Origin of the sequence: Roseateles sp., from assembly GCF_039929605.1 — a bacterium.
Lineage (GTDB): Bacteria > Pseudomonadota > Gammaproteobacteria > Burkholderiales > Burkholderiaceae_C > Pelomonas.
In genome coordinates this window covers 1-25,116 of record NZ_JBDSQX010000193.1, presented here as the reverse complement: position 1 = coordinate 25,116, position 25,116 = coordinate 1, and the positions used below count along the sequence as shown (strand labels likewise).

General features: G+C 69.0%; 23 protein-coding genes. 9 read left to right on the top strand and 14 right to left on the bottom strand.

All coding sequences use genetic code 11. The annotated features are described in order from the left end of the window. The first annotated feature begins 2 nt into the window (after positions 1 to 2). Entirely contained in the window at positions 3 to 1,061 is a 1,059-nt protein-coding gene (locus ABIS05_RS26150) for an ankyrin repeat domain-containing protein (protein ID WP_348012540.1), read from the top strand. A gap of 22 nt (positions 1,062 to 1,083) precedes the next feature. Next, positions 1,084 to 2,160, top strand: coding sequence for a lytic murein transglycosylase B (gene mltB / locus ABIS05_RS26145; protein ID WP_348012539.1), 1,077 nt, complete (start codon positions 1,084 to 1,086; stop codon positions 2,158 to 2,160). A gap of 239 nt (positions 2,161 to 2,399) precedes the next feature. Here mltB and ABIS05_RS26140 read toward each other — a convergent pair whose 3' ends face one another. Both ABIS05_RS26140 and ABIS05_RS26135 read right to left on the bottom strand, forming a co-directional pair. Further along, positions 2,400 to 3,485, bottom strand: a complete 1,086-nt coding sequence (locus ABIS05_RS26140) for a cyanophycinase (protein ID WP_348012538.1) — start codon at positions 3,483 to 3,485, stop codon at positions 2,400 to 2,402. Positions 3,486 to 3,521: 36 nt separating this feature from the next. Continuing rightward, entirely contained in the window at positions 3,522 to 5,909 is a 2,388-nt protein-coding gene (locus tag ABIS05_RS26135) for a DNA internalization-related competence protein ComEC/Rec2 (protein ID WP_348012537.1), read from the bottom strand. Between the two features lie 112 nt (positions 5,910 to 6,021). Here ABIS05_RS26135 and ABIS05_RS26130 point away from each other — a divergent pair, with 112 nt between their 5' ends. The 3 genes from ABIS05_RS26130 (at position 6,022) to ABIS05_RS26120 (ending at position 9,138) form a co-directional block, all read left to right on the top strand. Then, positions 6,022 to 6,489, top strand: coding sequence for a RidA family protein (locus ABIS05_RS26130; RefSeq protein ID WP_348012536.1), 468 nt, complete (start codon positions 6,022 to 6,024; stop codon positions 6,487 to 6,489). Further along, entirely contained in the window at positions 6,489 to 6,983 is a 495-nt protein-coding gene (locus ABIS05_RS26125; protein ID WP_348012535.1) for a disulfide bond formation protein B, read from the top strand. The genes ABIS05_RS26130 and ABIS05_RS26125 overlap by 1 nt, the downstream gene beginning before the upstream one ends. A gap of 490 nt (positions 6,984 to 7,473) precedes the next feature. Further along, positions 7,474 to 9,138: a PEP-CTERM sorting domain-containing protein gene (locus ABIS05_RS26120; RefSeq protein ID WP_348012534.1), complete on the top strand. Its 1,665-nt coding sequence runs from the start codon at positions 7,474 to 7,476 to the stop codon at positions 9,136 to 9,138. Positions 9,139 to 9,162: 24 nt separating this feature from the next. Here ABIS05_RS26120 and paoC read toward each other — a convergent pair whose 3' ends face one another. The 4 genes from paoC to ABIS05_RS26100 all read right to left on the bottom strand — a co-directional run bounded on the left by paoC (position 9,163) and on the right by ABIS05_RS26100 (position 14,817). Next, positions 9,163 to 11,364 (bottom strand): aldehyde oxidoreductase molybdenum-binding subunit PaoC, encoded by a 2,202-nt coding sequence (paoC, locus tag ABIS05_RS26115; RefSeq protein ID WP_348012533.1) that lies wholly within the window; start codon positions 11,362 to 11,364, stop codon positions 9,163 to 9,165. Positions 11,365 to 11,366: 2 nt separating this feature from the next. Beyond that, the gene (locus ABIS05_RS26110) at positions 11,367 to 12,317 is read right to left on the bottom strand and encodes a xanthine dehydrogenase family protein subunit M (RefSeq protein WP_348012532.1); all 951 of its coding nucleotides are present in this window, start codon (positions 12,315 to 12,317) and stop codon (positions 11,367 to 11,369) included. Beyond that, positions 12,314 to 12,955, bottom strand: coding sequence for an aldehyde dehydrogenase iron-sulfur subunit PaoA (paoA, locus tag ABIS05_RS26105; protein WP_348012531.1), 642 nt, complete (start codon positions 12,953 to 12,955; stop codon positions 12,314 to 12,316). The genes ABIS05_RS26110 and paoA overlap by 4 nt, the downstream gene beginning before the upstream one ends. Before the next feature lie 98 nt (positions 12,956 to 13,053). Continuing rightward, complete coding sequence (locus ABIS05_RS26100; RefSeq protein ID WP_348012530.1) at positions 13,054 to 14,817, bottom strand: gamma-glutamyltransferase family protein; 1,764 nt, start codon at positions 14,815 to 14,817, stop codon at positions 13,054 to 13,056. A gap of 309 nt (positions 14,818 to 15,126) precedes the next feature. Between ABIS05_RS26100 and ABIS05_RS26095 the strand changes: the two genes are divergently transcribed. After that, a complete protein-coding gene (locus ABIS05_RS26095; protein ID WP_348012529.1) occupies positions 15,127 to 16,239 on the top strand; it encodes a DUF1566 domain-containing protein in 1,113 nt (370 codons plus the stop codon). A gap of 206 nt (positions 16,240 to 16,445) precedes the next feature. Here the strand turns inward: ABIS05_RS26095 and ABIS05_RS26090 are convergent, their stop codons facing one another. From ABIS05_RS26090 to ABIS05_RS26075, 4 genes are all read right to left on the bottom strand, one after another. Continuing rightward, positions 16,446 to 17,819, bottom strand: coding sequence for a DUF1501 domain-containing protein (locus ABIS05_RS26090; RefSeq protein ID WP_348012528.1), 1,374 nt, complete (start codon positions 17,817 to 17,819; stop codon positions 16,446 to 16,448). Beyond that, positions 17,816 to 19,207, bottom strand: coding sequence for a DUF1800 family protein (locus ABIS05_RS26085; protein ID WP_348012527.1), 1,392 nt, complete (start codon positions 19,205 to 19,207; stop codon positions 17,816 to 17,818). Before ABIS05_RS26085 ends, ABIS05_RS26090 begins: the two co-directional genes overlap by 4 nt. A 141-nt stretch (positions 19,208 to 19,348) precedes the next feature. Next, positions 19,349 to 19,987 (bottom strand): CoA transferase subunit B, encoded by a 639-nt coding sequence (locus ABIS05_RS26080; protein WP_348012526.1) that lies wholly within the window; start codon positions 19,985 to 19,987, stop codon positions 19,349 to 19,351. Position 19,988: 1 nt separating this feature from the next. Then, the gene (locus tag ABIS05_RS26075; RefSeq protein WP_348012525.1) at positions 19,989 to 20,696 is read right to left on the bottom strand and encodes a CoA transferase subunit A; all 708 of its coding nucleotides are present in this window, start codon (positions 20,694 to 20,696) and stop codon (positions 19,989 to 19,991) included. Positions 20,697 to 20,791: 95 nt separating this feature from the next. Between ABIS05_RS26075 and ABIS05_RS26070 the strand changes: the two genes are divergently transcribed. Further along, positions 20,792 to 21,352: a LuxR C-terminal-related transcriptional regulator gene (locus ABIS05_RS26070; protein ID WP_348012524.1), complete on the top strand. Its 561-nt coding sequence runs from the start codon at positions 20,792 to 20,794 to the stop codon at positions 21,350 to 21,352. Beyond that, positions 21,349 to 22,308 carry a DUF3667 domain-containing protein gene (locus tag ABIS05_RS26065; protein WP_348012523.1) on the top strand — a complete coding sequence of 320 codons (960 nt, stop codon included), beginning with the start codon at positions 21,349 to 21,351 and terminating at the stop codon, positions 22,306 to 22,308. Before ABIS05_RS26070 ends, ABIS05_RS26065 begins: the two co-directional genes overlap by 4 nt. Before the next feature lie 14 nt (positions 22,309 to 22,322). Here ABIS05_RS26065 and ABIS05_RS26060 read toward each other — a convergent pair whose 3' ends face one another. The 4 genes from ABIS05_RS26060 to ABIS05_RS26045 are packed head-to-tail and all read right to left on the bottom strand — an operon-like array spanning position 22,323 to position 24,780. Further along, the gene (locus tag ABIS05_RS26060; RefSeq protein ID WP_348012522.1) at positions 22,323 to 23,165 is read right to left on the bottom strand and encodes a 2OG-Fe(II) oxygenase; all 843 of its coding nucleotides are present in this window, start codon (positions 23,163 to 23,165) and stop codon (positions 22,323 to 22,325) included. Then, positions 23,162 to 23,941, bottom strand: coding sequence for a peroxide stress protein YaaA (gene yaaA / locus ABIS05_RS26055; protein WP_348012521.1), 780 nt, complete (start codon positions 23,939 to 23,941; stop codon positions 23,162 to 23,164). Before yaaA ends, ABIS05_RS26060 begins: the two co-directional genes overlap by 4 nt. 15 nt (positions 23,942 to 23,956) lie before the next feature. Next, the gene (locus ABIS05_RS26050; protein WP_348012520.1) at positions 23,957 to 24,343 is read right to left on the bottom strand and encodes a DUF6691 family protein; all 387 of its coding nucleotides are present in this window, start codon (positions 24,341 to 24,343) and stop codon (positions 23,957 to 23,959) included. Between the two features lie 8 nt (positions 24,344 to 24,351). Next, positions 24,352 to 24,780: a YeeE/YedE family protein gene (locus tag ABIS05_RS26045; RefSeq protein WP_348012519.1), complete on the bottom strand. Its 429-nt coding sequence runs from the start codon at positions 24,778 to 24,780 to the stop codon at positions 24,352 to 24,354. Between the two features lie 36 nt (positions 24,781 to 24,816). Here ABIS05_RS26045 and ABIS05_RS26040 point away from each other — a divergent pair. Then, positions 24,817 to 25,116: MBL fold metallo-hydrolase (locus ABIS05_RS26040; protein WP_348012518.1), on the top strand; the 300-nt coding region annotated here is incomplete at its 3' end.

Genomic DNA, 25,116 nt, shown 5'->3' with positions numbered 1-25,116 from the left:
TCATGCCCTCACGCTCACACCTTCTTTCAACTGGCGCCCTGCTGCTGACCCTGCTATACGCGCTTCAACCGGCACACGCCCAACCTGCCCGCACGCCTCGGCAATTGATCGACAACCTGGGTGTGGAGGTGCGCCAGATCCTCGAAACCAGCAAGCCCGACAAGACACCCGAGGACGCTGAGCGCGCCGTGGCGGCACAGATCATGGCGCTCAGCCAGGGTGCCCCGGGCCATCTGTCCCTCACTGAGCTGAACGAGTACGGCCGCACGCCGCTGATGCTGGCCGCCAGGGGTGGCTACCCCCTCGTCGTGCAGGCGTTGCTGGCCGACCCCGGCGTGAAGCTGAGAATCAACGTGCGCGACGCTGAGGGCGCCACGGCCTGGATGGAGGCCAATTTCGCGCCGACGCTGACGCTGGCGGCCTGCCAGCCCGGCGTGCTCACCGCCGAGCGCTACCTGCTGCTGCCGCCCTATCTGCGGCGCATGGCCCACCTGCTGAAGGCCCAAGGCACCGCCATCGGCGCCATCGTCCGGCAGTTGGAGGAGGCCGGCGCCGAGGCCCAGCCCGAGGACGCGAAGCGCGTCTGGCTCGCGCGCTGCCCGAACGCCACGCCCGAGTTGCGCGCGGCGCTGGCCGACGGCGCGCTGATGCCCACGCTGACCAGGGAGGCAGTCAGCCGCCAGAGCGCCTTCAACAAGGCCGCGTTGGAGAACATCGCCAGCGTGCCAGCCCGGCCGCCGGAGGGCATGAAGTTCGTCACCGGGCCCAGCGGGCCGGACGAGGGGCCGATCTCGCCACTGCTGACGGTGCACCAGATGAACTGCGTACGCATGGCCCATCCGCAAGTGCCCCGGACGGACTGGACAGGATCGATCCTGCTCAAGGCCATCGCCCAGATCCGCGACGGTATCGTCGAAACAGCTGACATCCAGCTGATCGGCGAGCCACAGCGGCCCAACGTCGTCGAGGTCTTCCGCAAGGCGATCCTGATGGCGCTGTCTGGCTACCAATGCCCAGGCGATCACGTCTTCGAGCAGGTGTTCCAGTTCAAGATCGATTGAAGCGGCCCCGTATGCTGTCGCCGTGACACGCCACCGCTTCCTCCCGCACCTCTGCGCCGGCCTGCTGATCGCCGTCAGCCTCGCCGCCCACGCCAAGCCCCGCCACCCCAAGGCGCCACCGCCGCCCCAGCCTTTTGGCGCCCGCCCCGCCCTCGTCGCCTTTGCCGACGAGTTGGCGACAGCCCAGAACTGGGACGCCGCCGCGCTACGCGAGCAGCTTGGCCAGGCGCTGGACCTGCCGCGCGTGAAGCAGCTCATCCTGCCCGCCACCGTCGCCACGGCCAAGAACTGGACGGCCTACCGGGACCGCTTCATCGAGCCGAAACGCATCGACGCCGGCCTGGCCTTCTGGGCCGAGCACGAGGCCGCCCTGGCGCGCGCCGAGAGCAAATACGGCGTGCCGGCCGAGGTCATCGTCGGCATCATCGGCGTGGAGACGTTTTACGGCCGCATCACCGGCGGCTTCAAGGTGCTGGACGCGCTGGCCACACTGGCTTTCGACTTCCCCACCGAACACCCGCGCGCCGCCGACCGCCAGGCGTTTTTTCGCAGCGAACTGGCCGAGTTCCTGAAGCTCTGCCGCGAGAACGGGCTGGACGCCGCCGACGTGCGCGGCAGCTACGCGGGCGCCCTGGGCTGGCCGCAGTTCATGCCCGGCAGTTGGCGCCAGCACGCGGTGGACTTCGACGACGATGGCCGCATCGACCTGATCGCCAGCCCCGTGGACGCCATCGGCAGCGTGGCGCACTACCTGTCCGAATACGGCTGGAAGCCCGGCGAGGCCACGCACTACAGCGTGCGCCTGCCGGCCGACCCGGTCACACGGCGCCGCCTGCTGGCGCCCGACATCAAGCCCAGCTTCACGGCGGCTGAACTGGTCGAGGCAGGCGCGGCCCCCTCGGAAGCCGCGCGCGACCACGCCGGCCCGCTGGCCGTCATCGAGCTGCAGAACGGCGGCCCGAAGAAGCCGACCACCGTGCTGCTGGGCACGCAGAACTTCTGGGTCGTCACGCGCTACAACTGGTCGGCGTATTACGCGCTGGCGGTCATCGAGCTTGGGCAGGCGGTGAAGGTGGCGCGGGCCCGGGTGGCGCGCTGATTAGGGCGACGCCGAATAAGTCCCCGCGATGCGGCGCGCCCTGGTTTGGGATGGGCTGCAAGGCGTAAACCGCAGCCATAGCTCGGCTATGGCGAGGCTGAGGCCGGACACGAGCGGCGCGCCGCTTGTGCCTGCCGAAGGGCCAAGCCCCTGGCTTGGCGCGGCCTGCAAGGCTTGCAACGCAGCAGGGCGCCCAAAGCAGGGATGCGCTGCGCGCGAGGGACTTGTTCAGCGTTGCCTTAGTAAGGATCGGGCATCACGACGCCCGACTCGACCGAGATGAAATAGGGCGACACGGTGGGCCAGGTGGCGAGGTTGTACTGCCCGCCAGCCACGCGCTTTTCGACCTGCAGGCTGCGGAAGGTGAGCGGCTTCTTCGCCTGGACCGTCGTCGGAGCAATGGTGGGGCGCAGGAAGTAGGCGCGGCCGGTGCGGCCGCCGAGGCCGTCGGGATTGCCCATCACGGTGGCGATGTCGCCGTCGAGCACGACGGCCGTCTGCTCGTCCACGCCGATGCCGCGCAGCGTCTGCCAGCCGGCCCAGCCGTCGGCGGAGAGCCGCGCCAGGAAGGTCACGAGCCGGCCCATGCGGTCGCGCGTGACGAGATGGGCGTCGGTGATGACGCCGGCCATCAGCGGCAATGAGTTCAGGAAGCTGCGGTCCAGCGTGACGCTGCGGTCATAGGGATTGGCCAACGCGGTGGCTGACGAAATCGACTGGTTGGCGCCCGAGTAGTCGAACTGCCCCAGCACAGCCAGCCCGGCGCTGGTGCCGCCGAACGGCACGTGGCGCGCCACGGCGGCCTTCATGGCGGCCTCCAGGGGCGTGCCGGCCCACTGGGCGATGTAGGTGGACTGGTCACCACCGGCGAGGAAGATCACGTCGGCACGGGCGACGAGGTCCAGCACGTCGGGCGCGCTCGCGCCGGCGCGTGTCTTGAGGACGATGGACTCGACCGAGTCCACGCCGTCCATGGCCATCAGATAGGCGTTGTAACCGTCGGCACCCGACGTGCGCAGGATGACGATGTCGACCTTGGCCGCCGTGCCGCCGCGCGCCTTGGCGATCATGGCCAGGAAGGCATCGTCGACGTCGGTGCCGCCCCCCATCAGGACGAGCTGGTTGGCGGCCGGCTGCGGCGGCAGTCCGTCGGCGGCGCTGCCGCTGCGATAGAGGTCGTAGTCCTTGGTGGAGACCGTCGCTTTCGCGCCGCTGCCGGCTTTGCCGCCACCGGCCCAGGCGGGGCTGGCCAGGCCGCTGCACAGCAGTGCAAGCAACAACGCTCGGCGAGCCACGGGGAAGAAAGAGTGGGTTGACGGATTCATTGCGTTCTCCAGGTGCGGCAACAGCGGCCGGGTGGATCAGAACATAGCGATGGCGTCCGGCTCGGGCACGGCGGGTCCTTCAGGCAGGGGGCCGGGCGACTCTTGATAGACGCCGGCGCGCTCGCGGTCATGCCAGTAGCGGCGCAAGCGGGTGCGTTCGCAGACCGCCAACGCCGTCGCCTCGTCGCTCTGCCAGCGCCAAGCGCCGCAGGACGGGCTGGCCACCACCGCGATGCCTGCCGCTTGGTAGCGCGCCAGTACCGGCGGCGCGGGGTGGCCGAAGCGGCTGCGGTAGCCGGCCTGCACGATGCCGACTGTCGGCCGCACGGCCGCCAGCAGCTCGGCGCTGGATGAAGTCTTGCTGCCATGGTGGGGCACCAGCAGCACGTCGGCGCGCAGGTCGGGCTCACGCCGAACGAGCGCCCTCTCCTGCTCGGCCTCCAGGTCTCCCGCCAGCAACGCGCGCCGGCCCGAGGCGGACGTGATGCGCAGCACGCAGGACAGCTGGTTGGGCTTGAGCCCCACCTCGTAGTGCGACGCCAGCGGATGCAACACGTCGAAGCGAACGCCGTCCCAGGTCCAGCCTTGCTCCGCTTCGCAGCGCACCTGCGGCGCCCCGGCGCGCAGCAGCGCATGGCCCGGCTCCAGTGAACTGCGCAGTTCGCTCACCGGCAGCGCCTTGAGCAGCGTCGCCGCACCGCCGACGTGGTCGATGTCCCGGTGGCTGAGCATCAGCATATCCAACCGCCTCACACCCAGCGAACGTAGCAGCGGCAGCAGCACGCGCTCACCGGCATCGGCGCCGGGCGCGTAGACGGGGCCGGTGTCGAACAGCAACGCATGGCCCTCGGTGCGAACCAGCACGGCATTGCCCTGGCCGATGTCGGGCGCCAGCAGCTCGAACTCGCCGGCCGGTGGCCGCGGCACGGCCGGCCACAGCAGCGGCAACGTCATCGCCAGGCCCGCCAGCCGCAGCCGCCACGGCAGGCGCATGACGATCAAGGCCGCGCCCAGCAGCGCCAGCAGCTGCGACCACAGCGGTGCGGCTGGCAGCCAGAACACCGCCCACGGCAATACGGTCAGCAACTTGAGCCAGGCCATCAGCGCCTGCGTCAGCCAGGCCGCCAGCGCCCACAGCGGCGCTGCCACACCGCCCAGCAGCGCCAGCGGCGTGATGAGAAAGCCGATCACCGGAATCGCGATCAGATTGGCCAGCAGGCCGACGACGGACAGCTGCGCGAAGCAGATCAGGCTCAGCGGCGCGAGGCCGACCGTCGCGATGGCCTGCGTGCGCAACGCCGCCTTCAGCCGAGCGCGCCAGCCCTCGGCCTGCTCGCCGCCCGCCGCCATCAACAGGCCCACAGCGCCGAAGGACAGCCAGAAGCCGGGCTGCATCACCGCCCACGGGTCTACCGCCGTGACGACGACGGACGCAGCCAGTAGCACCAGCGGCCAGGGCCAGCGCAGGCTCAAGGCTTGCAGCGCGGCAACAGCCGCCAGCATCACCACGGTGCGCTGCGCCGGCACGCCCCAACCCGAGAACAGCGCATAGCCGAAAGCGGCCAGCACGCCGGCCCAACGCGCGGCGGTGGGCGCGGGCAGGCGCAGGCAGAGCCGGCCGCTGCGCCGCCACAACGCGCCCGCGAAGCTGGTGGCCAGCCACGCGAACATCGTGATGTGCAGGCCACTGATGCTGAAGGCATGCGCGACGCCGGTGTCCCGCAGCAGCGCCCAGTCGGCGTGGACGATCGCGTTCTGGTCGCCCAGGCTCAAGGCGGCCAGCACGCCGGCCATGCCGGGGTCGGCCACGTGCTGCTGGATGGACGCGCGCAGGCGCTGGCGGGCAGCGTCGATCTCCCACCACGGCGCGGCCTGCAGCCGCTCGGCCCCGCGCACCACGCCGCTGGCGCGCAAGCCCTGCTCGAAGAGCCACAGCTCGGCGTCGAAGCCGCCCGGGTTGGCCAGGCCGTGCGCGCGCTTGAGCCGCGCGGTGAAGCGCCAGCGCTCGCCCGCTGTGATGGGCGGCCCGTCGTAGCTGAGCAGCATCAACCTCCGTGGCACCTCGGGCGGCAGCGCCGCGCCGGTCGGGCCGACGGCCTCGACCGCAAACTCGAAGCGCCAGCCGGGCACGCCGCCCTGGCCGGTGACGGCGATGGGCAGCGAGTCGACGCGGCCCGTCAGCGCCAGGTCGCGACCCTCCCAGGCGGGATGCAGCTCGGGCGTCAGCCGCCACTCGGCGCGCAGCGCGGCCTGGCTGAAGGCCAGCACGGCGGCGCAGCCCGCCAGTGCCAGCCAGTGCCGGCGACGCAGCGCGAAGGACACGCCGAAGACGATGGCCAGCGCGACGTACTCCGCGCCACTCGGCAAGCGCTCGCAGCGATGCAGCAACGCCAGTCCGGCCAGCCAGGCCAATGCTGTCGCCAAGAGTTCCCGTGGGCCCCACCGCCGCTGCGCCAATGTCCCTCCCCCGGGCCGCTGGATTGAAGTCGGGGGTAGCATGCCGCCGTTTTTGCCCTACGCCACAGCGCTTCCCCCTATGAGCTCCTCTGCCATCCAGGCCAAGCTGGTCGAACTCGGCATCACCTTGCCGCCCGTCGCCACTCCGGCCGCTGCCTACCTGCCCTTCGTGCGCACCGGCAACCTGGTCTTTTTGTCCGGCCACATCGCCAAGAAAGAGGGCAAGCCCTGGGTCGGCCAGCTCGGCCGCGACACCGACACCGCCACCGGCCAGCAGGCCGCACGCGCCGTCGCCATCGACCTGCTCGGCACGCTGCAGGCCGCCACCGGCGACCTCGGCAGGATCGTGCGCATCGTCAAGGTCATGAGCCTGGTAAACAGCACGGCGGACTTCACCGAGCAGCACCTAGTCACCAACGGCTGCTCCGAACTGCTGGCCACGGTGCTGGGCGATGCGGGCAAGCATGCGCGCAGCGCCTTCGGCGTGGCGCAGATCCCGATGGGCGCCTGCGTGGAGATCGAGCTGATCGCCGAGATCGCCGATTGATGTTCTTCATCAAACCTTCGAAGTTCCCGGCCCGCGCGTTGGCGGTCATGGGCCTGGCGAGCTTTGCGGCGGTGGGCGTCGCCTTGATCGCCCAGCATCAGTTCGGCGTGAAGCCGTGCCCATGGTGCGTGCTGCAGCGGGGCATCTTCCTGTTGATCGGCGTGTTCGCGCTGCTGGGCTGGCTGGTGCAGGCCAAGCGGTCGCTGCGGCAAGGGGCGCTGGTTGCGGTGCTGCTGCTGTGCGCGGCGGGGCTGACGGCGGCGGTCTTCCAGCACGAGGTCGCCTCGCAGACGGCGAGTTGCGCGATGGGGTTGGCGGACAAGATCGTCTCGACCCTGGGCCTGGAAGAGCTGTGGCCTTCGGTCTTCATGATCACCGCCAACTGCGCCGACGCCGCCAAGGAACGGCTGCTCGGCCTGCCTTACGAGGTCTGGAGCGGGCTGTTGTTCGCCGGGCTGGCGGCTTTGGGGCTGGTCGTGCTAACGAAGCGCTGAGTTGCATGAGGTGCTTTTGCCGCGCGCGTGTCCACCCGGTGCATTGCCGGGAGTCCGCCCCGGCGGGCGGGTAACTTTCTTCTGCGGGGCCAGAAGAAAGTCACCAAAGAAGAGGCCCTGAACCGCACGCCGTCGCGACGCTGCCGGGAGCGGCGCGCGAAAACGTCCGACGGCATGACGCCCACACGCGACCCGCTTCGCTCTCGCTGCTGTCCCTATCACCAGCACCATCCCTCGCAACACCTGCCCGCTTAACGCCGGCTGCACGCCGAGCTCACCAGGAAGGCCGAAACCAGCGTCGCACGAGCGACGCGACGGCTCGTTGCGGGGGCGGGGGGCAACGCAGGAACCGCTGCCGAAAAGGCTCATCCCCGAGCCCCCCGACCCGGGACTGGGAACGCCGGGCCCGCACCCGCACACTGCCGGCCAACCGCCCTGAATCGTCACCTCATAGCAGGTCGGTGCAGCCCTTTCCCCAGGACACATCCCGATGAAAACTCAGCTCTCTACGCTCGCCCTTGCAGTTGCGACCTCTCTGGCACTTGTAAGCACAGTGTCGGCCGCACCGGCGCTTAAGACGGTGGCATTGACGGGATGGAACGCACCTGATCTTGCGGGGCTCAAGTACTCGTCGACCGACACCAATGGCGCCGGCGCCACCTTCAGCAATCCGCGCGTCGGCAACGACGGCCAGATCACATTCACGGGGCGGTTGGCTGGGCCTGACGTTCAGTACTACTCCGACACCGCAACCTTTGTCGGTCTGTCGGGCGCCCCGCATCTGTTCCTGCGCAGCGGGGTCACGCCGGTGCCGGGCCTGAGCAGCAACCAGGTGTGGAGCGGAGGATTCGACGCGGCGTCGAATAACCCCCCTCTCACACGGCCCGACGTGGCGGGCATCACCGTCGTGAAGTCGGGCGTCTTCAACACCTTCGGCGGCGGCGCCTCTTCGTCGGGCGGCATCCTCCAGGGCACGCCGGCGGGATACACGGTGGTTGCTCTGGGCGGAAACGCCGCCCCCGGCGTCCCGGGGAAGACGTTCAACGACATCAAAATCCAGGCCCGCGGCGGCCAGAACATCGCCTACTACGCCAGCTACGCCCAGGGCGGCAGCGGCTTGTTCATCAGCAACGGTGCCACCTCCAAGTTCGTCACAGGTTTCGGTGTGGCCGCCCCCGGTTACGCCGCAGGGCAAGGCTATGTCTTCAATAGCGTGGTGGGCACGTCGATCAACGCCAACGGCCAATTCATCTTTGCGGGCTCGATCCAGCAAGGCACGACGTTTCTGCCCAATGAGTCACCGCTGTACTACGGCCAGGCCGATGGGAGCTACCAGCGGCTGATCTCGGGCGGCGACACCACGCCAGGCGCGGCGGGTTTCAAGGTCGGCAGCGCCACTGCCTACGGCATCGATTCGGGAGGCAAGGCCCTCATCCGCGTGGCGTCAACCGCCAACACCAGCACCGCAACCCGAGACGAGCTTTATCTGGCCCAGCCCGGCAGTTTTCAGTTCCTGATGAACGGCAAAGGCTACGTGGTGCCCGGCACGCCGGCCAACACGACGGTCAGTGTCGCCGGCAATGTGTTGCGCAACGCATCAGCGCAGATCACCTTCACCGGCCAGGTGCTCAATGTCGTCGGTGCGGTCGCGGGCGACGGCATCTTTGCGAAAGCTCCCGGTGTCAACAATGTCCAGGCAGTGGCAATCCGCAACGGCACGGCTCCGGGCGCCGGCCTCCAATTCCGGTCGATCGACAGCATCCCGCTGCAGGACAACGCGGGCGACATTGTCTTCGCCGCCACGCTGATGGGCGCGGGCATCAATGCCAACAACGACCAGGCCTACTTCGTCTGGAAGGACGGTGCGCTGTCCCGCTTGCTGGGCGATGGGGATCAGATCCAGGTCATGCCTGGCGACTTCCGCACCATCGGGGCGACTGGCTTGACGCTGGACGCGACCCATGTGCTCGATCTCGGCAACCTCGACGCATCCGGGCTCTTCGCCTTCCACGCCACCTTTACGGACGGCACAGGCGGCGTCTTCACGACACAGCTTTCCCCAGTGCCGGAGCCCGGCACCGCAGGCATGCTGGCCGCGGGTGCGTCGTTGATGGCCCTGTTCCTGGCACGGCGGCGCAACCGTCGCAGCGCCTGACTCTGTCGCTTGGCAGTCCTCCGCTCAAACCACCGCCGGCAAGCCCCCTAACAACTTGTCCAACGTGATCGGATAGTCCCTCACCCGCACCCCCGTCGCGTTGTAGACCGCATTGGCCACCGCGGCCCCCACGCCGCAAATCCCCAGCTCCCCGACCCCCTTCGCCTTCATCGGCGAAGACATCGGATCGACCTCATCCAGGAACACCACATCCTGATGCGGAATGTCCGCATGCACCGGCACCTCATAACCGGCGAGATCGTGGTTGACGAAGAAGCCGCGGCGCTTGTCGACGTGCAAGTCCTCCATCAGCGCCGCGCCGACGCCCATCGTCATCGCACCAATGACCTGGCTGCGTGCGGACGTCGGGTTGATGATGCGGCCCGCCGCGCAGACGGCCAGCATGCGCCGCACGCGGATCTCGCCGGTGAAGGCGTCCACCGCCGCCTCGACGAAATGCGCGCCGAAGGTGGATTGTTGGTAGCGCTTGTCGAGGTCGCCGTACTCGATGCCGTCCTCGGCGACCAAGCCGCTGAAGGACTCCAGCGGCACGGACTTGCCGCCCCCGCGCACCTCGCCATCCATAAAGCTCGCATCCTCGCCCAGGCCGGCCTTGGCAGCCACCATGCCGCGCAGCTTCATACAGGCGGCATAGACACCGGCGCAGGAGTTGTTGGCGCCCCACTGGCCGCCCGAGCCACAGGACACCGGGAACTCGGAGTCGCCCAGGCGCACGAGCACGCGGTCCAGCGCCACGCCCATGGTCTCGGCCGCCGTCTGCGCCAGGATGGTGTAGCTGCCGGTGCCGATGTCGGTCATGTCGGTCTCGACGACAACGCGGCCCTCGCCGTCCAGCCGCACGCGCGCCTTGGACTTCATCTGAATGTTGTTGCGGAAGGCCGCCGCCGTGCCCAGCCCGACGAGCCAGTGGCCGTCACGCACCTGCGCCGGCTTGGGCGAACGCTTGCTCCAGCCGAAGCGCTCGGCGCCTTGCTTGAAGCACTCGGTCAGGCGGCGCTGCGAGAACGGGCGCTGCGGCTTCTCGGGGTCGACCTGGGTGTCGTTGAGCAGGCGGAAGGCGATCGGGTCCAGCCCCAGCTTCTCGGCCATTTCGTCCACAGCGATCTCCAGCGCCATCAGGCCCGACGCCTCGCCGGGCGCGCGCATCGCGTTGCCCTCGGGCAGGTCCAGCACGGCCAGGCGCATGGCCGTCAGCCGGTGCGCGCCGGCATAGAGCAGCCGCGTCTGCGCGACCGCCGTTTCGGGGCCGCCACCGGGCAGGTCGCCGGACCAGCTCTCGTGTGCAATCGCGTTGATGCGGCCGTCCTTCTCGGCGCCGATGCGGATGCGCTGGATGGTGGCCGGGCGGTGCGTCGTGTTGTTGAAGATCAGCGGCCGTGTCAGCGCGATCTTGACGGGCCGGTTCACGGCGCGGGCACCCAAGGCGGCCAGCAGCACGTCCGCGCGCAGGAAGAGCTTGCCGCCGAAGCCGCCACCGATGTAGGGCGACTTCACATGCACGTCGGTCTTGGCGATGCCCAGCGTCTTGGCCAAGTCCTCGACGGCCCAACCGATCATCTGGTTGGCCGTCCACACCGTCAGCTTCTTGCCTTCCCATGCAGCCAGCGTCGCGTGCGGCTCCATCATCGCGTGGCCCTGGTCGGGCGTGGTGTAGGTCGCATCGAGCTGTACGGCCGCCTTGGCGAAAGCGCCTTCGAAGTTGCCGACCTTGGTCTGCGCCTTGCCGCCCATGCCATCACCCTTGGCCAGGGGCGCGTGCGGCTTGGCGGCGGCCAGATCGAAGCGGCCCGACGCGGCCGCTTCGTAGCGGATGTCGATCAGCGCTGCCGCAGCGCGCGCATGCTCGAAGGTCGTGGCGACGACGACGGCGAGCGCCTGGTGGTAGTGCTCCACCTCCGGGCCGCCCAGCAGCTTGGCGGTGTTCTTGCTGCTCTTGCCGAGCTTGCCGGCGTTCTTCGCCGTGACGATGGCCAGCACCCCCGGCGCCTTGCGGGCGGCCGTCACGTCCATGGTCTTCACGCGCCCCTTGGCGATGCTGGCACCGACGACGAAGCCAATGGCCGGGTCGGCCGTGACGTCGTGATATTCATAGGCATAGGGCGCCGTGCCGGTGGTCTTCAGCGGCCCGTCGATGCGCGGCGTGGGGCGGCCGACGATGCGGCCCTGGTCGATGGCGTTGGTGGTGGCTGGCTTGTCGAAACGCATGGTCATGCCCTCGCGGCTTGGAGGATGCCGGCGAGGGTTCGCTCGGCCAGCGGCAGCTTGAAGGCGTTGTCGTCCGTCGTCCTGGCGCCGGCAAAGGCCTGGGCGGCGAAGGCCTGGGCGCCGTTGGCCAGCGAGGCCTCGGCGGCCTCGACGCGCCACGGCCTGGGCGCCACGCCGCCAAAGGCGATGCGGCCCTTGCCGTCGGGCGGCAGGATGGCGGCGACGGACACCAGCGCGAAGGCATAGGACGCGCGGTCGCGTACCTTGCGGTAGACGTGCAAGCCCGCCACCGGCGCCGGCAACAGCACCGACGTAATCAGCTCGCCATGCCCCAGCGCGTGCTCGATGTGCGGCGTATCACCAGGCAGCTTGTGGAAATCGGCAATCGGGATGCGGCGCGTCTGGCCGTCGGGCTTGACGGTCTCGACCTGCGCGTCCAGCACGCGCATCGCGACGGCCATGTCGCTCGGGTGCGTGGCGATGCAGGCCGGGCTCGCGCCGATGACGGCGAGCGAGCGCGTCACGCCGCCAATCGCACTGCAGCCGCTGCCCGGCTGGCGCTTGTTGCAGGGCTGGGCGGTGTCGTAGAAGTAGGGGCAGCGGGTGCGCTGCAGCAGGTTGCCGGCCGTCGTCGCGCGGTTGCGGAGCTGGCCGGAGGCTCCGGCCAGCAGCGCGCGGGACAGCACCGGGTAGTCGCGCTTCACGGCCGCGTCGGCGGCCAGGTCGCTGTTGCGCACCAAGGCGCCGATGCGCAGGCCGCCATCGCGCGTCTCTTCGATGCGATCCAGGCCCAGCGCGTTCACATCCACCAGATGCGTGGGTGTCTCGATCTGCAGCTTCATCAGGTCCAGCAGATTGGTACCGCCGGCGATGAAGCGGGCATCGGGCCGTTGCGCCACGGCCGCGGCGGCCTCGGCCGGCGTGCGGGCGCGCTCGAAGGTGAAGGCTTTCATGCCGCACCTCCGGCCACATCCGTGATCGCCTCGGCGATGTTGGAGTAGGCGCCGCAGCGGCAGAGGTTGCCGCTCATGCGTTCGCGCAGTTCCTCGGCAGACAGCAGCGGTTTGACTGCCAGGTCGGGCGTCACATGGCTGGGCATGCCGCGCTTGAGCTCGTCCAGCATGCCCACGGCCGAGCAGATCTGCCCCGGCGTGCAGTAGCCGCACTGGTAGCCGTCCTTGGCCACGAAGGCAGCCTGCATCGGATGCAGGCGGGCCGGCGTGCCCAGGCCCTCGATCGTCGTCACCTTGGCGCCGGGCGCCATGACGGCCAGCATCAGGCAGCTGTTGATGCGCCGGCCGTCCAGCAGCACCGTGCAGGCGCCGCACTGGCCGTGGTCGCAGCCCTTCTTGGTGCCAGTCAGCTTGAGCTGTTCGCGCAGCAGGTCCAGCAGCGTCGTGCGCGTGTCGACGTCAACCGTCTGCGGCTTGCCGTTGATCTCCAGCGTCACACGGCCCATGTTGGGCGACAGCCCGTGGTTGGCTGGCATCGCAGGCTCCGGGTCAGCCGCCTCTGCGGCAGTCATCGCGGCCGTGCCTGCGCTGGCAATCAGCACCTCGCGGCGTGAAAGGCGCCCCTGCAACTCGTCCATGACCAAGCCCTTGGCTGCATAAGTAAAACAGCCTAGGCGGCACAAACGCCTCGGACATATCGGACAAAGCGCCGTCAACGCGACAGACGGCCGTGGGCTTACTTACCGAGCACCACGCCTTCACGGCGAGGGTCGGCGCCACCCACCCAGCCGCCCTGCACTCGCATCAATACCTGCAGGCCACTCGTCAGGTCGGTCTCGGCGATGGCATGGCCACGGCCGCGAAGGTCAGCAAGCTGCGCCGTCGTCAGCGCCCCGCGCTCGACGATCAGCGAGCCGCCGTTGAAGTGGCCGAAGTTGGGCAGGTCCACCGCCTGCTGCACCGGCAGGCCCCAGGCCAGCGCGCCCGTGATCACCTTGGCGACGTAATGAATGATGACCGGCCCGCCCGGCGAGCCGGCCACCATGACGAGGGCACCGGCGCGGTCAAACACCATCGTGGGTGCCATGCTGGAGCGCGGGCGTTTGCCGGCTTGCACACGGTTGGCCACGGGCCTGCCGTCGGCGCCTGCGGGGTTCAGCGAGAAGTCGGTCAGCTGGTTGTTCAGCATGAAGCCGCCAGCCAGGCCCGTGCCGCCGTCGCTCATGACGCGGCTGCCGAAGGCGGACTCGACGCTGGTCGTCATCGACACCGCCTGCCCCTTGGCGTCGACGACGCTGATCTGGCTGGTGCCGGCTTCGAGCTGCTCGGCCTGGGGCGCCAGCGCGAGCCGGGTGCCGCCGGGCGAGCCGGCGGTGGCGGGCGCCATTGCCCGTTCGCCGATCAGCGCGCCGCGTTCCTTCAGATAGTCCGGCGCGAGCAGGTTCTGCCAGTCGCCGCCCGGCGCGCCGACGAATGCCGGGTCGGCGATGAACTGCGCGCGGTCGGCAAAGGCGAGCTTGGCGGACTCGGCATAGGCGTGCATCCAGTCGGCCGAGATGCCCCGCGCCGCCACAGCCTTGGGCTGGGTGTCGAGCAGGCCGAGGATCTGCATCAAGGTCAGGTCGCCGGAGGTCGGCGGGCCGAAGCCGCAGATGCGATAACTGCGCCAGTCATTGCACAGCGGCGCGCGCTGCACGGACTTGTAGCCGGCGAGGTCGGCTGCGGTGAGCAAGCCCGGCCGCACGTGGCCCTTCACGCGGCGCACGATGTCCTCGGCCACGGGGCCTTCGTAAAAGCCCGCCGTGCCCCGCTTCGCGATGCCGCGCAGCACCGCCGCGTAGGCCGGGTTCTTCAGCACGGTGCCCACCGGCTTGACGTTGCCAGCGGCGTCGAAGAAATACGGCTTGGCCTGCGGGTCGACGCGCAGCGCGGCTTCGCCGGACGCCAACTCGAACAGCCGCGGGCTGATGGCAAAGCCCTGCTCGGCCAGCGCGATGGCCGGCTCGAACAGACGCGACCAAGGCAGCTGCCCGTGCTGGCGATGCGCCTCGGCCAGCATGGCCAGCACGCCGGGCACGCCGGTGGCCAGGCCGCTGAGCACGGCGTCGCGCATGGGCATGGGCTTGCCGTCAGGCTTGAGGAACATCTCCGGCGTGGCCGCTGTCGGCGCGGTCTCGCGGCCGTCGAAGCTCTGCACCTGGCGCCCGTCCCAGTGGAGCAGGAAGGCGCCGCCGGCAATGCCGCTGGACTGCGGCTCGACGAGGCCCAGCACGGCCTGCACGGCGACGGTGGCGTCGACCGCGGAGCCGCCCGCACGCAGGATCTCCAGGCCTGCGCGCGCGGCCAACGGGTTGGCGGCTGTGACGGCGACGCGCTGGGCCGGTGCCGTCAGGTCGACCGGCTTGGCAGTACGGGCGGTGGCTGCTTCCGGCTGCTCGACCGGCTGGGCCGCAGCCCCGGCGACAGCGAGCATGCCAATCAGGAAAGGGGTCAGGTGCATGCGCGCCATCTTAGGCAGCGCATGGCTCGCTCGAATGGAGTAAATCGGCCCACCAGGTCAAAACTGGTGGCAAGCAAGATGGCGTCGGGCTGCGGCGTGCGCGCGTTGGGGCTGCGCGAAGTTAATCCAGCCTACCGGGCCAGTCCGCCTGACATTCAAGTTAGGGATTCACATTAGAGGCCTTCGGCCGATGGTGACCCTCAGCCGCTAGGGAGCAGTTCCTGGCTGCCATGCCCGCGTCGACTGCAGAGCCCGCACCCTAAACTCGAGCTGTCCATGACATCCACACCCCCCCGCCCGGCCAGGCTGTTGTTCATCGCCTTCACACTGGCAGGCGTCATGCTGGCGGCCTACGGCCTGCTGACCAAGGTCAACCGCTTCACCGCGAGGTATGTGGAGGTCGACTCCCCGACGGGCTTCGTGTATGACCGCATCACCCGGCTCGTCTGGCACCGATGCCCGCTTGGCACGAGTCTGGAAAGCGACGCCGCCGGACCGCTCTGCAGAGGAGACGCCGCCTGGGTCAACGTTAAACTGGCCCTCGCCGAAGAGAAGCATTTTTCCTCTTTCGGCCAGCCCTGGCGGCTGCCGACTCGCGCCGAACTCGAGTCCCTGTCCATGGCACCCAAGGGCTGCTGCCACGCGCTGGACCCCATAGCCTTCCCCGTGTTCGAGGAGCCGCCCGAGCGTCTCGTGGCGCGCGACGCAATGGACCGCTATGCCTTCCACGCCATCGATCGTGACGAAGCGCGCCGTGTCAGTTGGCGTGTGGACAGCGCCACCGGCCAACCGCTGGAAGAGCCGCTGCGCCAGGAAGCTTTCATCCGCATGGTGCGCAACGCCTCACCTGAGGAAATCGCCGCGCTCAGCTTCGCCTGGCCGCTCAGCCACTCAGACCTCGCCCGCGTCGACACGCGCCTTAAGCCACAACCCCATCCAAGATCGGCGCAGTTCATCGAGGGTCGCAAGGCCGCTCTGCTCAGCGGCGAGATCGTCACCCATTCGTGCAACGCCAGCCAGGTCGACGAGTGGCAGCGAGGCTGCCGCGACGGTGTCCAGTCCAACCTGAATGCCCGCATCCGACAGGGCATCGAATGGGCCCAGGCCCATAAGCCAAACAGGAGCTACGACTGCAAGCTGGAGGACCCAATCGCCAACTTCGGCTGCTGGAATCACTTCCGAAAGCATCTGGGCGATGTGTTCCCCAACCTGCCGGAAGCCACCACCACCGCCGAATGCCAGCGTGAAGCCAGAGCGGCGCATGACGCCGGCCTCAACTACGAGATCGCCCTCGGCACCCTCTGGCGGGCCGCAGACCTCGATGTCGACCTCCAGGCCTGCAGCCTCTACGACAGGACCCATGCGCAGAGACTGAAGGTGAAGGACCGCCCAGGCCTCGTGGGCGGCCCCTCGCCGTACTGAGCGCGGCGGCCCCTCGTATCCCGCCGCGCGTGACCGCCGCCGCCTCAAGCAAGAATGGATTCGGGCTCACCAGGATCGGGGTCACAAAGGGATCCGAAGGAATCGGGGTCACCCATTCGCCGATCCGGTCCTGCTGAACGGCCTTGCTCATCAAGGCGTGAGGTCGTGACAGGCGTTCGCCCTTGACGGGGCGCCTATCGACGGCTTCAGAAGTAGCCGAGATCCTTCTGCGAGTAGTTGCCAATCTGCGGCAGCACCATCGGCAAATCGGTGGCCGACACGCCCATCCAGGTCGCCAGCGTCGCCGCGAGCTGGTCCACCGACGTGGTGGGTAGCAGCCGGCCCTGGCCCACGTCGTCGGGCCCATTGACGCTGACCGACGGCAGCGAGCCGTAATAGCGCCCACCCTTGACCGCGCCGCCCATGACGAAGTGGTGGCTGCCCCAGCCGTGGTCGCTGCCGTCGCCGTTGCTGGTCAGCGTGCGGCCGAAGTCACTGGCGGTGAAGGTGGTCACCTTGTCCGCCACGCCCAGCTCCACGGTGGCGGCGTAGAAGCTGGCCATCGCGTCGTTGATCTGCGCCATCAGCAGCGGGTGCTGGGTGGCGAGCAGGTCATGCAGGTCGAAGCCGCCGATGGAGACGAAGTAGACCTGCCGCGTCGCGCCCAGGCTCTGCCGCGCAGCGATGAGCTTGGCCACCATCTGCAACTGCGTGGAGAGGCTGGTCGTATCGAACACGGTGCCCAAGGCTGGTATGCCGGCCAACGCCGTGCTGAGCGTCGTCTGCGCGTCCACCGAGCGCTTGACGACGCGGTTCAGCTCGGCCTCCATCCAGTGCGTGCGGTCGGCCGTGATGAGCGAACGCAGCGCCGTGGAACAGGCTGCCGAGCCGTACAGCGACTTGGTGATGCCGTTGATGGGCACCGCGCCCGACGTGGACACCTGGTACTGCACCGCCTGCTTGCCGGCCATGTAGACGGCGTTGCCCGACACGTTGATGCAGGTGAAGGTGCTGGTGCCATTGCCGCCCATGAAGAGGTCGCCCAGCCGCCCACCCCAGCCGGAGGTGGCGCCTTCGGGCGAACTGGCCTGCCAGACGGACTGCTGGTCGTTGTGCGAGAACAGCTTGGGCGGCAGCGGCACGCTCTTGGCCTTGTACTGGGCCAGCGTGGTGGGCTGCACCAGCGTGCCCACGTTGAGCTGCACGGCCAGCTTGCCGGCATCCCACAAGCCCTTGAGCTTGCCGAGCTGGGGAGCCAGCGCCATCTGGCGGCCGCCCTCACCCACCGGCAGCGCGGTGGCGGCCAACGTGTCGCGCGGGATGGTGAGCGCCTGGCGGATGTTGGCGTAGGCGGCGTGGCTGGCGGCATCAAACGGCACCAGCGTGTTGCCGTAGTCGTTGCCGCCGTACATGAAGAGGCAGACGAGGGCCTTGTAGTCGCCCGGCACAGTGGCCGCAGCGGCCTCACCGATGCCGGCCAGCGACAAGGCCCAGGGCGCCGCCGTGCCGGCGATGCCGACAGCGGAGGCGCGGCGCAGGAACTCGCGGCGCTGTAGTTCGGGGAGTTGGTTGAGCTTCATTTTTGGACGAGATATTCAGGGCCGGCCATCAGCATCAGGATGGCCGCGTAGACGCGGTTGAGCTTGCCGGCGTCGGTCGTGGCAGCGATGGTGGCGATGGCCGTGGCGATGGCCGACTCGGTCGCCGCCGAGATGCCGCCGCCGCCAAGGCGCAGCGCGAGGTTGGCCACCAGCGCGGGCGGGTCGGCCACCGGGGCCAGCTCGGCCGCGTAGCTGGCCTTGACCTCACCCACGCCGCTGGCGATGGCCGTCTGCAGAAAGTTCAGATAGCCGGCGACCGCGCTCTCGTTGCAAAGCTGGAACTCCGGCGCCGTGACAGCGTTAGTGCCGAGCGTGGCGCCTGGCGGCACGTAGCCGGGGCGGAAGAAATTGAAGACGGAGCCGCTGCGCAGCGGGCTCTGGCCCAGGCGCGTGGCCGGGTTGCTGGTATCGCCGATATTCCACACGCCGGTGGGCGATGCGGCGTTGAAGCTGCGCGCCCACTGCACCAGCCGCAGCACCGGCTCGCGCAGCTTGCCCGCTGAAGGCGCGGTGGACACCGTGCGCGCCTCGGGGTCCAGCAGCGCGGCGCGCACGACGGCCTTCAGGTCGCCGCGCACACCGGCGCCGTTGTTGGCCCAGACGGCCGCCACGCGGGCCACGTAGGCCGGGCTGGGGTGAGAGGCCACGAGCCGCTGGATCAATTGCCGGCCGAGGAAGGGGCCGACATTGGCGTGGTTGGCCAGCGTGTCCAGCGCCGTCTTCATGGCCGCTGGGCCGTCGGCGGTGGCGGGGATGTCCACGCCCAGCACCTTCTTGGCGCCGGTGGCGAAGCGGGCCGGGTTGTTGACCATCGGTTTCTTCACATAGGCCGGGTCGGTGGCGCTGGCGCCGTCGTAGTCCCAGCCGGCGAAGACGCGGGCCAGGTCGGTGATGTTCGTCAGCGTGTAGGTGTCGGCGGGCTTGCCGTCGCTGCCGAGCTTGGGCGAGCCATCGGCATTGAGCTGCACGAGGCCGATGGTGAGCAGTTGCATCACCTCGCGGGCGTAGTTCTCGTCGGGCACGCGGCCTGTCTTGGTGTCTTCCTTTTGGTTGCCGCGCATGTTGAGGTAGACGCCCATGCCGGGCGACAGCGTCACCGCCTCCAGCAGCGCGCGGTAGTTGCCGAAGGCGTGCTGCTCCAGCAGGTCCAAATAAGCCGCGCCCATCAGGCCGCGCCACTGCACGGGCAGGCCGTTCATGGAGATGACGAAGATCTCCGACAGCGCTAGCACGACGCGCTGGCGCAGCGTGTCGGGGGCCGACATGAGCTTGCGCCACAGCGAGTTGTCCAGGCCGGCGAAGCTGTAGCGGTTGGCGTCTACCGCGTAGCCGCGCTCCACCATCCAGTCGAAATGACCCGCGCTCACCGGCATCGCCAGTTGCGCGTCCGCGCATCATGGCCGCGCCTCGCCCTGCGTGCGCGCCTACCCCCGAGGCCGGTCAAACCCCCCGTGACAAACCGCCCCCAGCTTACGGATTGAAACGTTACTGCGGCAGGGAGTAACGCCTCAAAGCAGCGGCACGCCTGTCTTGCTCTGCGCGAACTCCCGTGTCACGCCCTCTGCCAGCTCGACGAGCTTGAGGCCTTCCGGCACGACGTCGAAGACGCCCAGGTCCGTGATGACGCGGTCCACCACGCCCACACCGGTCAGCGGCAGCGTGCACTTCGGAATGATCTTGAGGTCCTCCGTGCCGTCCTTCTTCTTCGCCACATGCTCCATCAGCACGATGACGCGCTTGACGCCGGCCACCAGGTCCATGGCCCCACCCATGCCCTTGACCATCTTGCCGGGGATCATCCAGTTGGCCAGGTCGCCGCCCGAACTGACCTGCATGGCGCCGAGGATGCTCAGGTTGATCTTGCCGCCGCGAATCATCGCGAAGCTGTCGTGGCTGCCGAAGATGCTGCTGCCGGGCAGCGTCGTCACCGTCTGTTTGCCGGCGTTGATGAGGTCGGCGTCGACCTCGTCCTCGGTCGGGAAGGGGCCGATGCCGAGCATGCCGTTCTCGCTCTGCAGCCACACCTCCTTGTCGGCGGGCACATGGTTGGCCACCAGCGTCGGGATGCCGATGCCGAGGTTCACGTAGAAGCCGTCTTCCAGCTCCTGGGCCGCGCGGGCAGCCATCTGGTCTTGGGTCCAGGGCATGTCAGGCCTCCGTCTTCAACGTCAAAGTTTTCTTTTCAATCCGCTTTTCCGGATTGGCGTTCACGACGATGCGGTGCACGTAGATGCCCGGCAGGTGGACGCTGTCCGGGTCGATCTCGCCCACCTCGACAAGGTGCTCCACCTCCACCACCGTCAGCTTGCCGGCCATGGCCGCCGCTGGGTTGAAGTTGCGCGCCGTGCGGCGGAAGACGAGGTTGCCGCTGCGGTCGGCCTTGTAGGCTTTCACCAGCGCCACATCGGGCGTCAGCGCCTTCTCCAAGATGTAGGTCTCGCCGTCGAACTCGCGCGCCTCCTTGCCCTCGGCGATCAGCGTGCCGACGCCGGTGCGCACAAAGAAGGCCGGGATGCCGGCGCCACCGGCGCGCAGCTTCTCGGCCAGCGTGCCCTGGGGCGTGAACTCCAGCTGCAGCTCACCGGCGAGGTACTGGCGCTCGAACTCCTTGTTCTCACCGACGTAGCTGGAAATCATCTTGCTGATCTGCCGCGTCTGCAGCAGCTGGCCGAGGCCGAAGCCGTCGACGCCGGCGTTGTTGGAGATGACGGTCAGGTCCTTGACGGCGCTGGCGCGCAGCGCGGCGATCAACGCCTCCGGGATGCCGCACAGGCCGAAGCCGCCGACGGCGAGCAGCTGCCCGTCCTTCACCACGCCTCGCAGCGCTTCTTCAGCACTCGGGTACACCTTGTTCATGCCGTTGTCTCCATCAGAACCTCGGGAAGGCGCACAGCGTATCCGCGCCGGCCTACGTATGGCGTTACGTAGAATCGCCTAATCCGTCCCATGCCATGAACGCCAGCCAGTACGCCACGCCCGACTACCGCCTGGCCTTCGACTTGGCCCCGATCGGCCTGATCCTGTCCGAGCAGCGCATCGTGCGCGACTGCAACCAGCAGGTGCTGGCCATCTTCGGCGCGCGGCGCGAGCAACTCGTCGGGCACAGCTTCGAGCAGCTCTACCCGTCGCACGACGAGTTCGAGCGCACCGGCGCCCGCATCGTCGCCAGCCTGGACTCACGCGGCTATTACGGTGATGACCGCGTCATGAAGCGCGTCGACGGCAGCCTGTTCTGGTGCCACGTCATGGGCCGCGCGCTGGACCCGCGCGAGCCGCATGCGCGCGGCATCTGGAGCTTCGAGGACTTGTCCGCCCGGCGTGGCCTGACGGCCGAGCTGACGCCACGCGAGCGCGAGATCGCCGCCCTACTCATCGACGGCCTGACCAGCAAGCTCATCGGCCGCCGCTTGGGGCTGAGCCCCCGCACGGTGGACGTCTACCGCGCGCGGCTGATCAAGAAATACTCGGCCACCAGCACGCCCGACCTGATCCACAAACTGCTTTCCGCATGAGCCGTCATCCCCACACGCACGCCCCCGCCCTGCCCTACTGCCGCAACTGCCACTTCACGCTGGCCACGCCGCGCCCGGTCTACTGCGGCCATTGCGGCCAGGAGACCGACCTGCATCCGCCGTCGGTGCGCGAGATGTTCACCGAGTACCTGGGCCATTACGTCGCCTTCGACGGCCCGTTGTGGCGCACGCTGTGGGCGCTCATCGCCCTGCCCGGCCACCTGACGAATGCCTACTTTCACGGCCAGCGGCGTCGCTACGTGCTGCCGCTGCGGGTGTATCTCAGCGCGAGCTTCGTTTTCTTCATCGGCTGGGCGCTGTTGCCGCAGGGGCCGACGCAGACTGTCGAACCCGACACGGAGGTCACCACGCCGGGCGAACCTGGCAAGCCGGTGCGGCTGCGCGTCAAGCCTGGCAAGACGCCGGCCGAAACCGCCGCAGCGGCCGACGCCATCGCCACGGGCGCAAGCGCCTCGACGAGCGTGAAAGTCAGCACCAAGATCGCCGACTGCGACCTGGACCGCCCCGAGACCTGCACGCCCTTCACGCGCTGGGTGACAAAGATCGCCAACAAGGCCGAGGCCATGACCTTCGAGCAATGGAAGTCACGCGCCCGGGCGCTCGCACCCTACGCCATGCTGGCCATGCAGCCCATCTTCGCGGCCTTGCTGCTGCTGATGTTCGCCGGCAGCGGCCGGCGCTACGCGGAGCACTTCGTCTTCTCGCTGCACAGCCACAGCCTGTGGTTCCTGGCGCTGCTGCTGGCGATGGCCGCCGGGTTGGAGGGCCTGATGATGTTCGCCGTCTTCGGCCACGGCCTGGCGGCGATGCGGCACGTCTATGGCCTCGGCTGGGCCGGCGCACTCTGGCGCGGCGTGCTGCTCAGCGCCCTCTATTTCGTGTTGCTGGCCGGCCTGGCGATGAGCCTGGTGGCCTTGATTGCCCTCACCGCCTGATTCACCGCTTGGAATCAGGTGAACACGCCCTGGCGCAGCCACTTGGTCGCCACCCACTTCTCGCCCTCGATGACTGGCGCGCCGCCGTGCAGGGTCTGCGTGGCCGGATGCGGTCGGTCGTAGCTGAAGAAGACGGCGTTGCCCTTGACGGGCGCGACGTCCAGCCCGATGTCCGGAAAGATCGTGGCGCCACCGGCCGTGGGCGTGTTCAGGTAGATGACCAAGGTGCCGACCCGCTGGCCGCCGCGCGCGAGGATGCCCGGCGTGCTGACGTGGGCGGGGTCGAAGTAGTCGTAGTGCGGCTGGTACTCGGCGCCGGGGCTGTAGCGCAACACCTGCAGGCCTTCGCCGTGGTCCAGCGGCCAGCGCAGCAGCGTGGCGATGCGGGATTCGATCTTGCGAATCAGATCGGTCTCGCAGCGCTCGAAGAACATGCCGTCGCTGGTGCGCGCGGCGTTCACCTCGCTGCCGTCGGCGGCGGTGGCCACCGTCTCGGAGCGCGCCAGGCGCTTGTTGGCCAAGGCGACGATGCCGTCGCACTCCTCCTCGCTCAGCAGGTCGCCGAAGACGACGACGCGCGGCTGGCGCAGCGCCATGAGGATCTTGACCGGGCGGTCACCGCCGTTGACGACCGGCGTGAAGCGGGTCAGGTCAGGCTCGGGTAGGCCCTGCGTGGCGCCGGGGGGCGGCGTCAACGTGGCGGACTGGCCAAGCGTGCGCGCCAGCGCCTGGCGGGCGATGCCCTCGTCCCAGCCGCTGCCCAGCATGGCCGCCAGCACGCTCTCGGAGGCGTGGCCGGCGCGGGTCTGCTCGGCGATCCATTCGCAGAGCTCGGGGGTGATGACTTGTTGGCTCATGGTTTGCGACGGAAAACGAGACGTTCGGGCACGGACGCGTCGGGGGCCAGACGATAGCCGCCGAGATTGAAAGCTCTGAGGCCGTCGGGCGTCTCCAGGCGCTGCTGGACGGCAAAGCGCGCCATCAGCCCTCGCGCGCGCTTGGCGAAGAAGCTGATGATCTTGTAGTCGCCGTTCTTCCAGTCCTCGAACTGGCAGTCGACCACGCGGGGCTCGAGCGCCTTGCGGTCCGCCGCGCGGAAGTATTCCTGCGAGGCCAAGTTGACGATGACCGGCGCCTTCTCGGCCTTGGCCAGCTTGTTGAGGTGCAGCGCCAGGCGGTCGCCCCACCAGTCGTAGAGGTTGTTGCCGGCCGACGTAGCCAGGCGCGTGCCCATCTCCAGGCGGTAGGGCTGCATGCGGTCCAGCGGGCGCAGGATGCCGTACAGGCCCGACAGCATGCGCACATGGCCTTGAGCCCAGGCGATGTCGTCCGCAGACAGCGTCTTCGCGTCCAGCCCGTCATAAACATCGCCGTTGAAGGCCAGCACGGCCGGCTTGCTGTTGTGCTCGGTGAAGCGCGGGCGCCAGGCGGCGTAGCGGTCGACGTTGAGCTGAGCCAGCGGCTCGGACAGGTCCATCAGCTCGCGCACGTCGGCCACGGTCTTGGTGCGCAGCAGGTCGATCAACGCGGCGGTGTCGTCGAGGAATTGCGGGCGGGTCAGCGCCGGCGCCAGTTCGGGCGGCGTGGGCGTGTCGTAATCGAGGGACTTGGCAGGAGAAAGCAGGAACAGCATGGCGCGAATTCTGGCCTACGCCGTGCGGCGCTCCAGCCACTCGAACAGACCCATGCCGGCCAGCATCGCCGCAACGAAACCCAGCGCCTTGCCGTCGCCCAACCCCGCCACGACCAGCGCCGGCCCCGGGCACAGGCCCGCCAGCCCCCAGCCGATGCCGAACAGCAGGCTGCCGCCGACGAGGCGGCGGTCGATGCGGGTCGAGTCGGGCAGCGGCACCTTGGCACGCCGCGCCCACGCGAACGCCGGCAAGCCCACCGCGATGGCACCCGCCATGACGAGGGCCAGCGACGGGTCCCAGGCACCGGCCAGGTCCAGGAAGCCCAGCACCTTGGCCGGCAACACCATGCCCGACACGATCAGCCCCAGCCCGAAGATCAGGCCCGCGAGCGCGGCGATCACGACCCGCCTCACAGCAGGTGCCTCAGCACGAAGACCGTCGCGAAGCCGGCCGCCATGAACACCGCCGTTGCAACCGCTGAGCGCAGTGACAGCCGCGAGAGCCCGCAGACGCCGTGGCCACTGGTGCAGCCGGCACCGTAGCGTGTGCCGATGCCCACCAGCAGCCCGGCCGCCAGCAGCGTGCCCCAGCCGGCATCGATGTGCGGCGTCAACGGGCCCGCGAGCAGCGCGTAGACCCAGGGCGCCACCAGCAAGCCGCCGAGGAAAGCCAGCCGCCAGGCCCGGTCCCCAGCCACGGGCCGCAGCAGCCCACCGACGATGCCGCTGATGCCCGCGATGCGGCCGGCAAAGCGAATCAACACGGCCGCCGCGAGGCCGATCAAGAGCCCGCCGGCCAGCGCCGGCCAGGGGGTGAAAGCATTCCAGTCGATGTTCATGTAGAAATGATGGCATCTCCGCCTGCTGGATGCCCAATGCCCATCGCCATTCAAGGTTTCCACGACCCCGCCACCGGCACAGTCAGCTACGTCGTGCATGACCCTGCCACGCGCCAGGCTGCCGTCATCGACCCGGTGCTGGACTACGACGCGGCCGCCGGCCGCACGTCCACCCGTTCGGCCGACCGGCTGCTGGCCCATCTGCGCGCCGAAGGCTTGAACCTGCAGTGGATCCTGGAGACCCACGCGCATGCCGACCACCTGTCCGCCGCGCCCTGGCTGAAGCAACAGGCGGGCGGCCTCATCGCCATCGGCGAGCACATCCGCGAGGTGCAG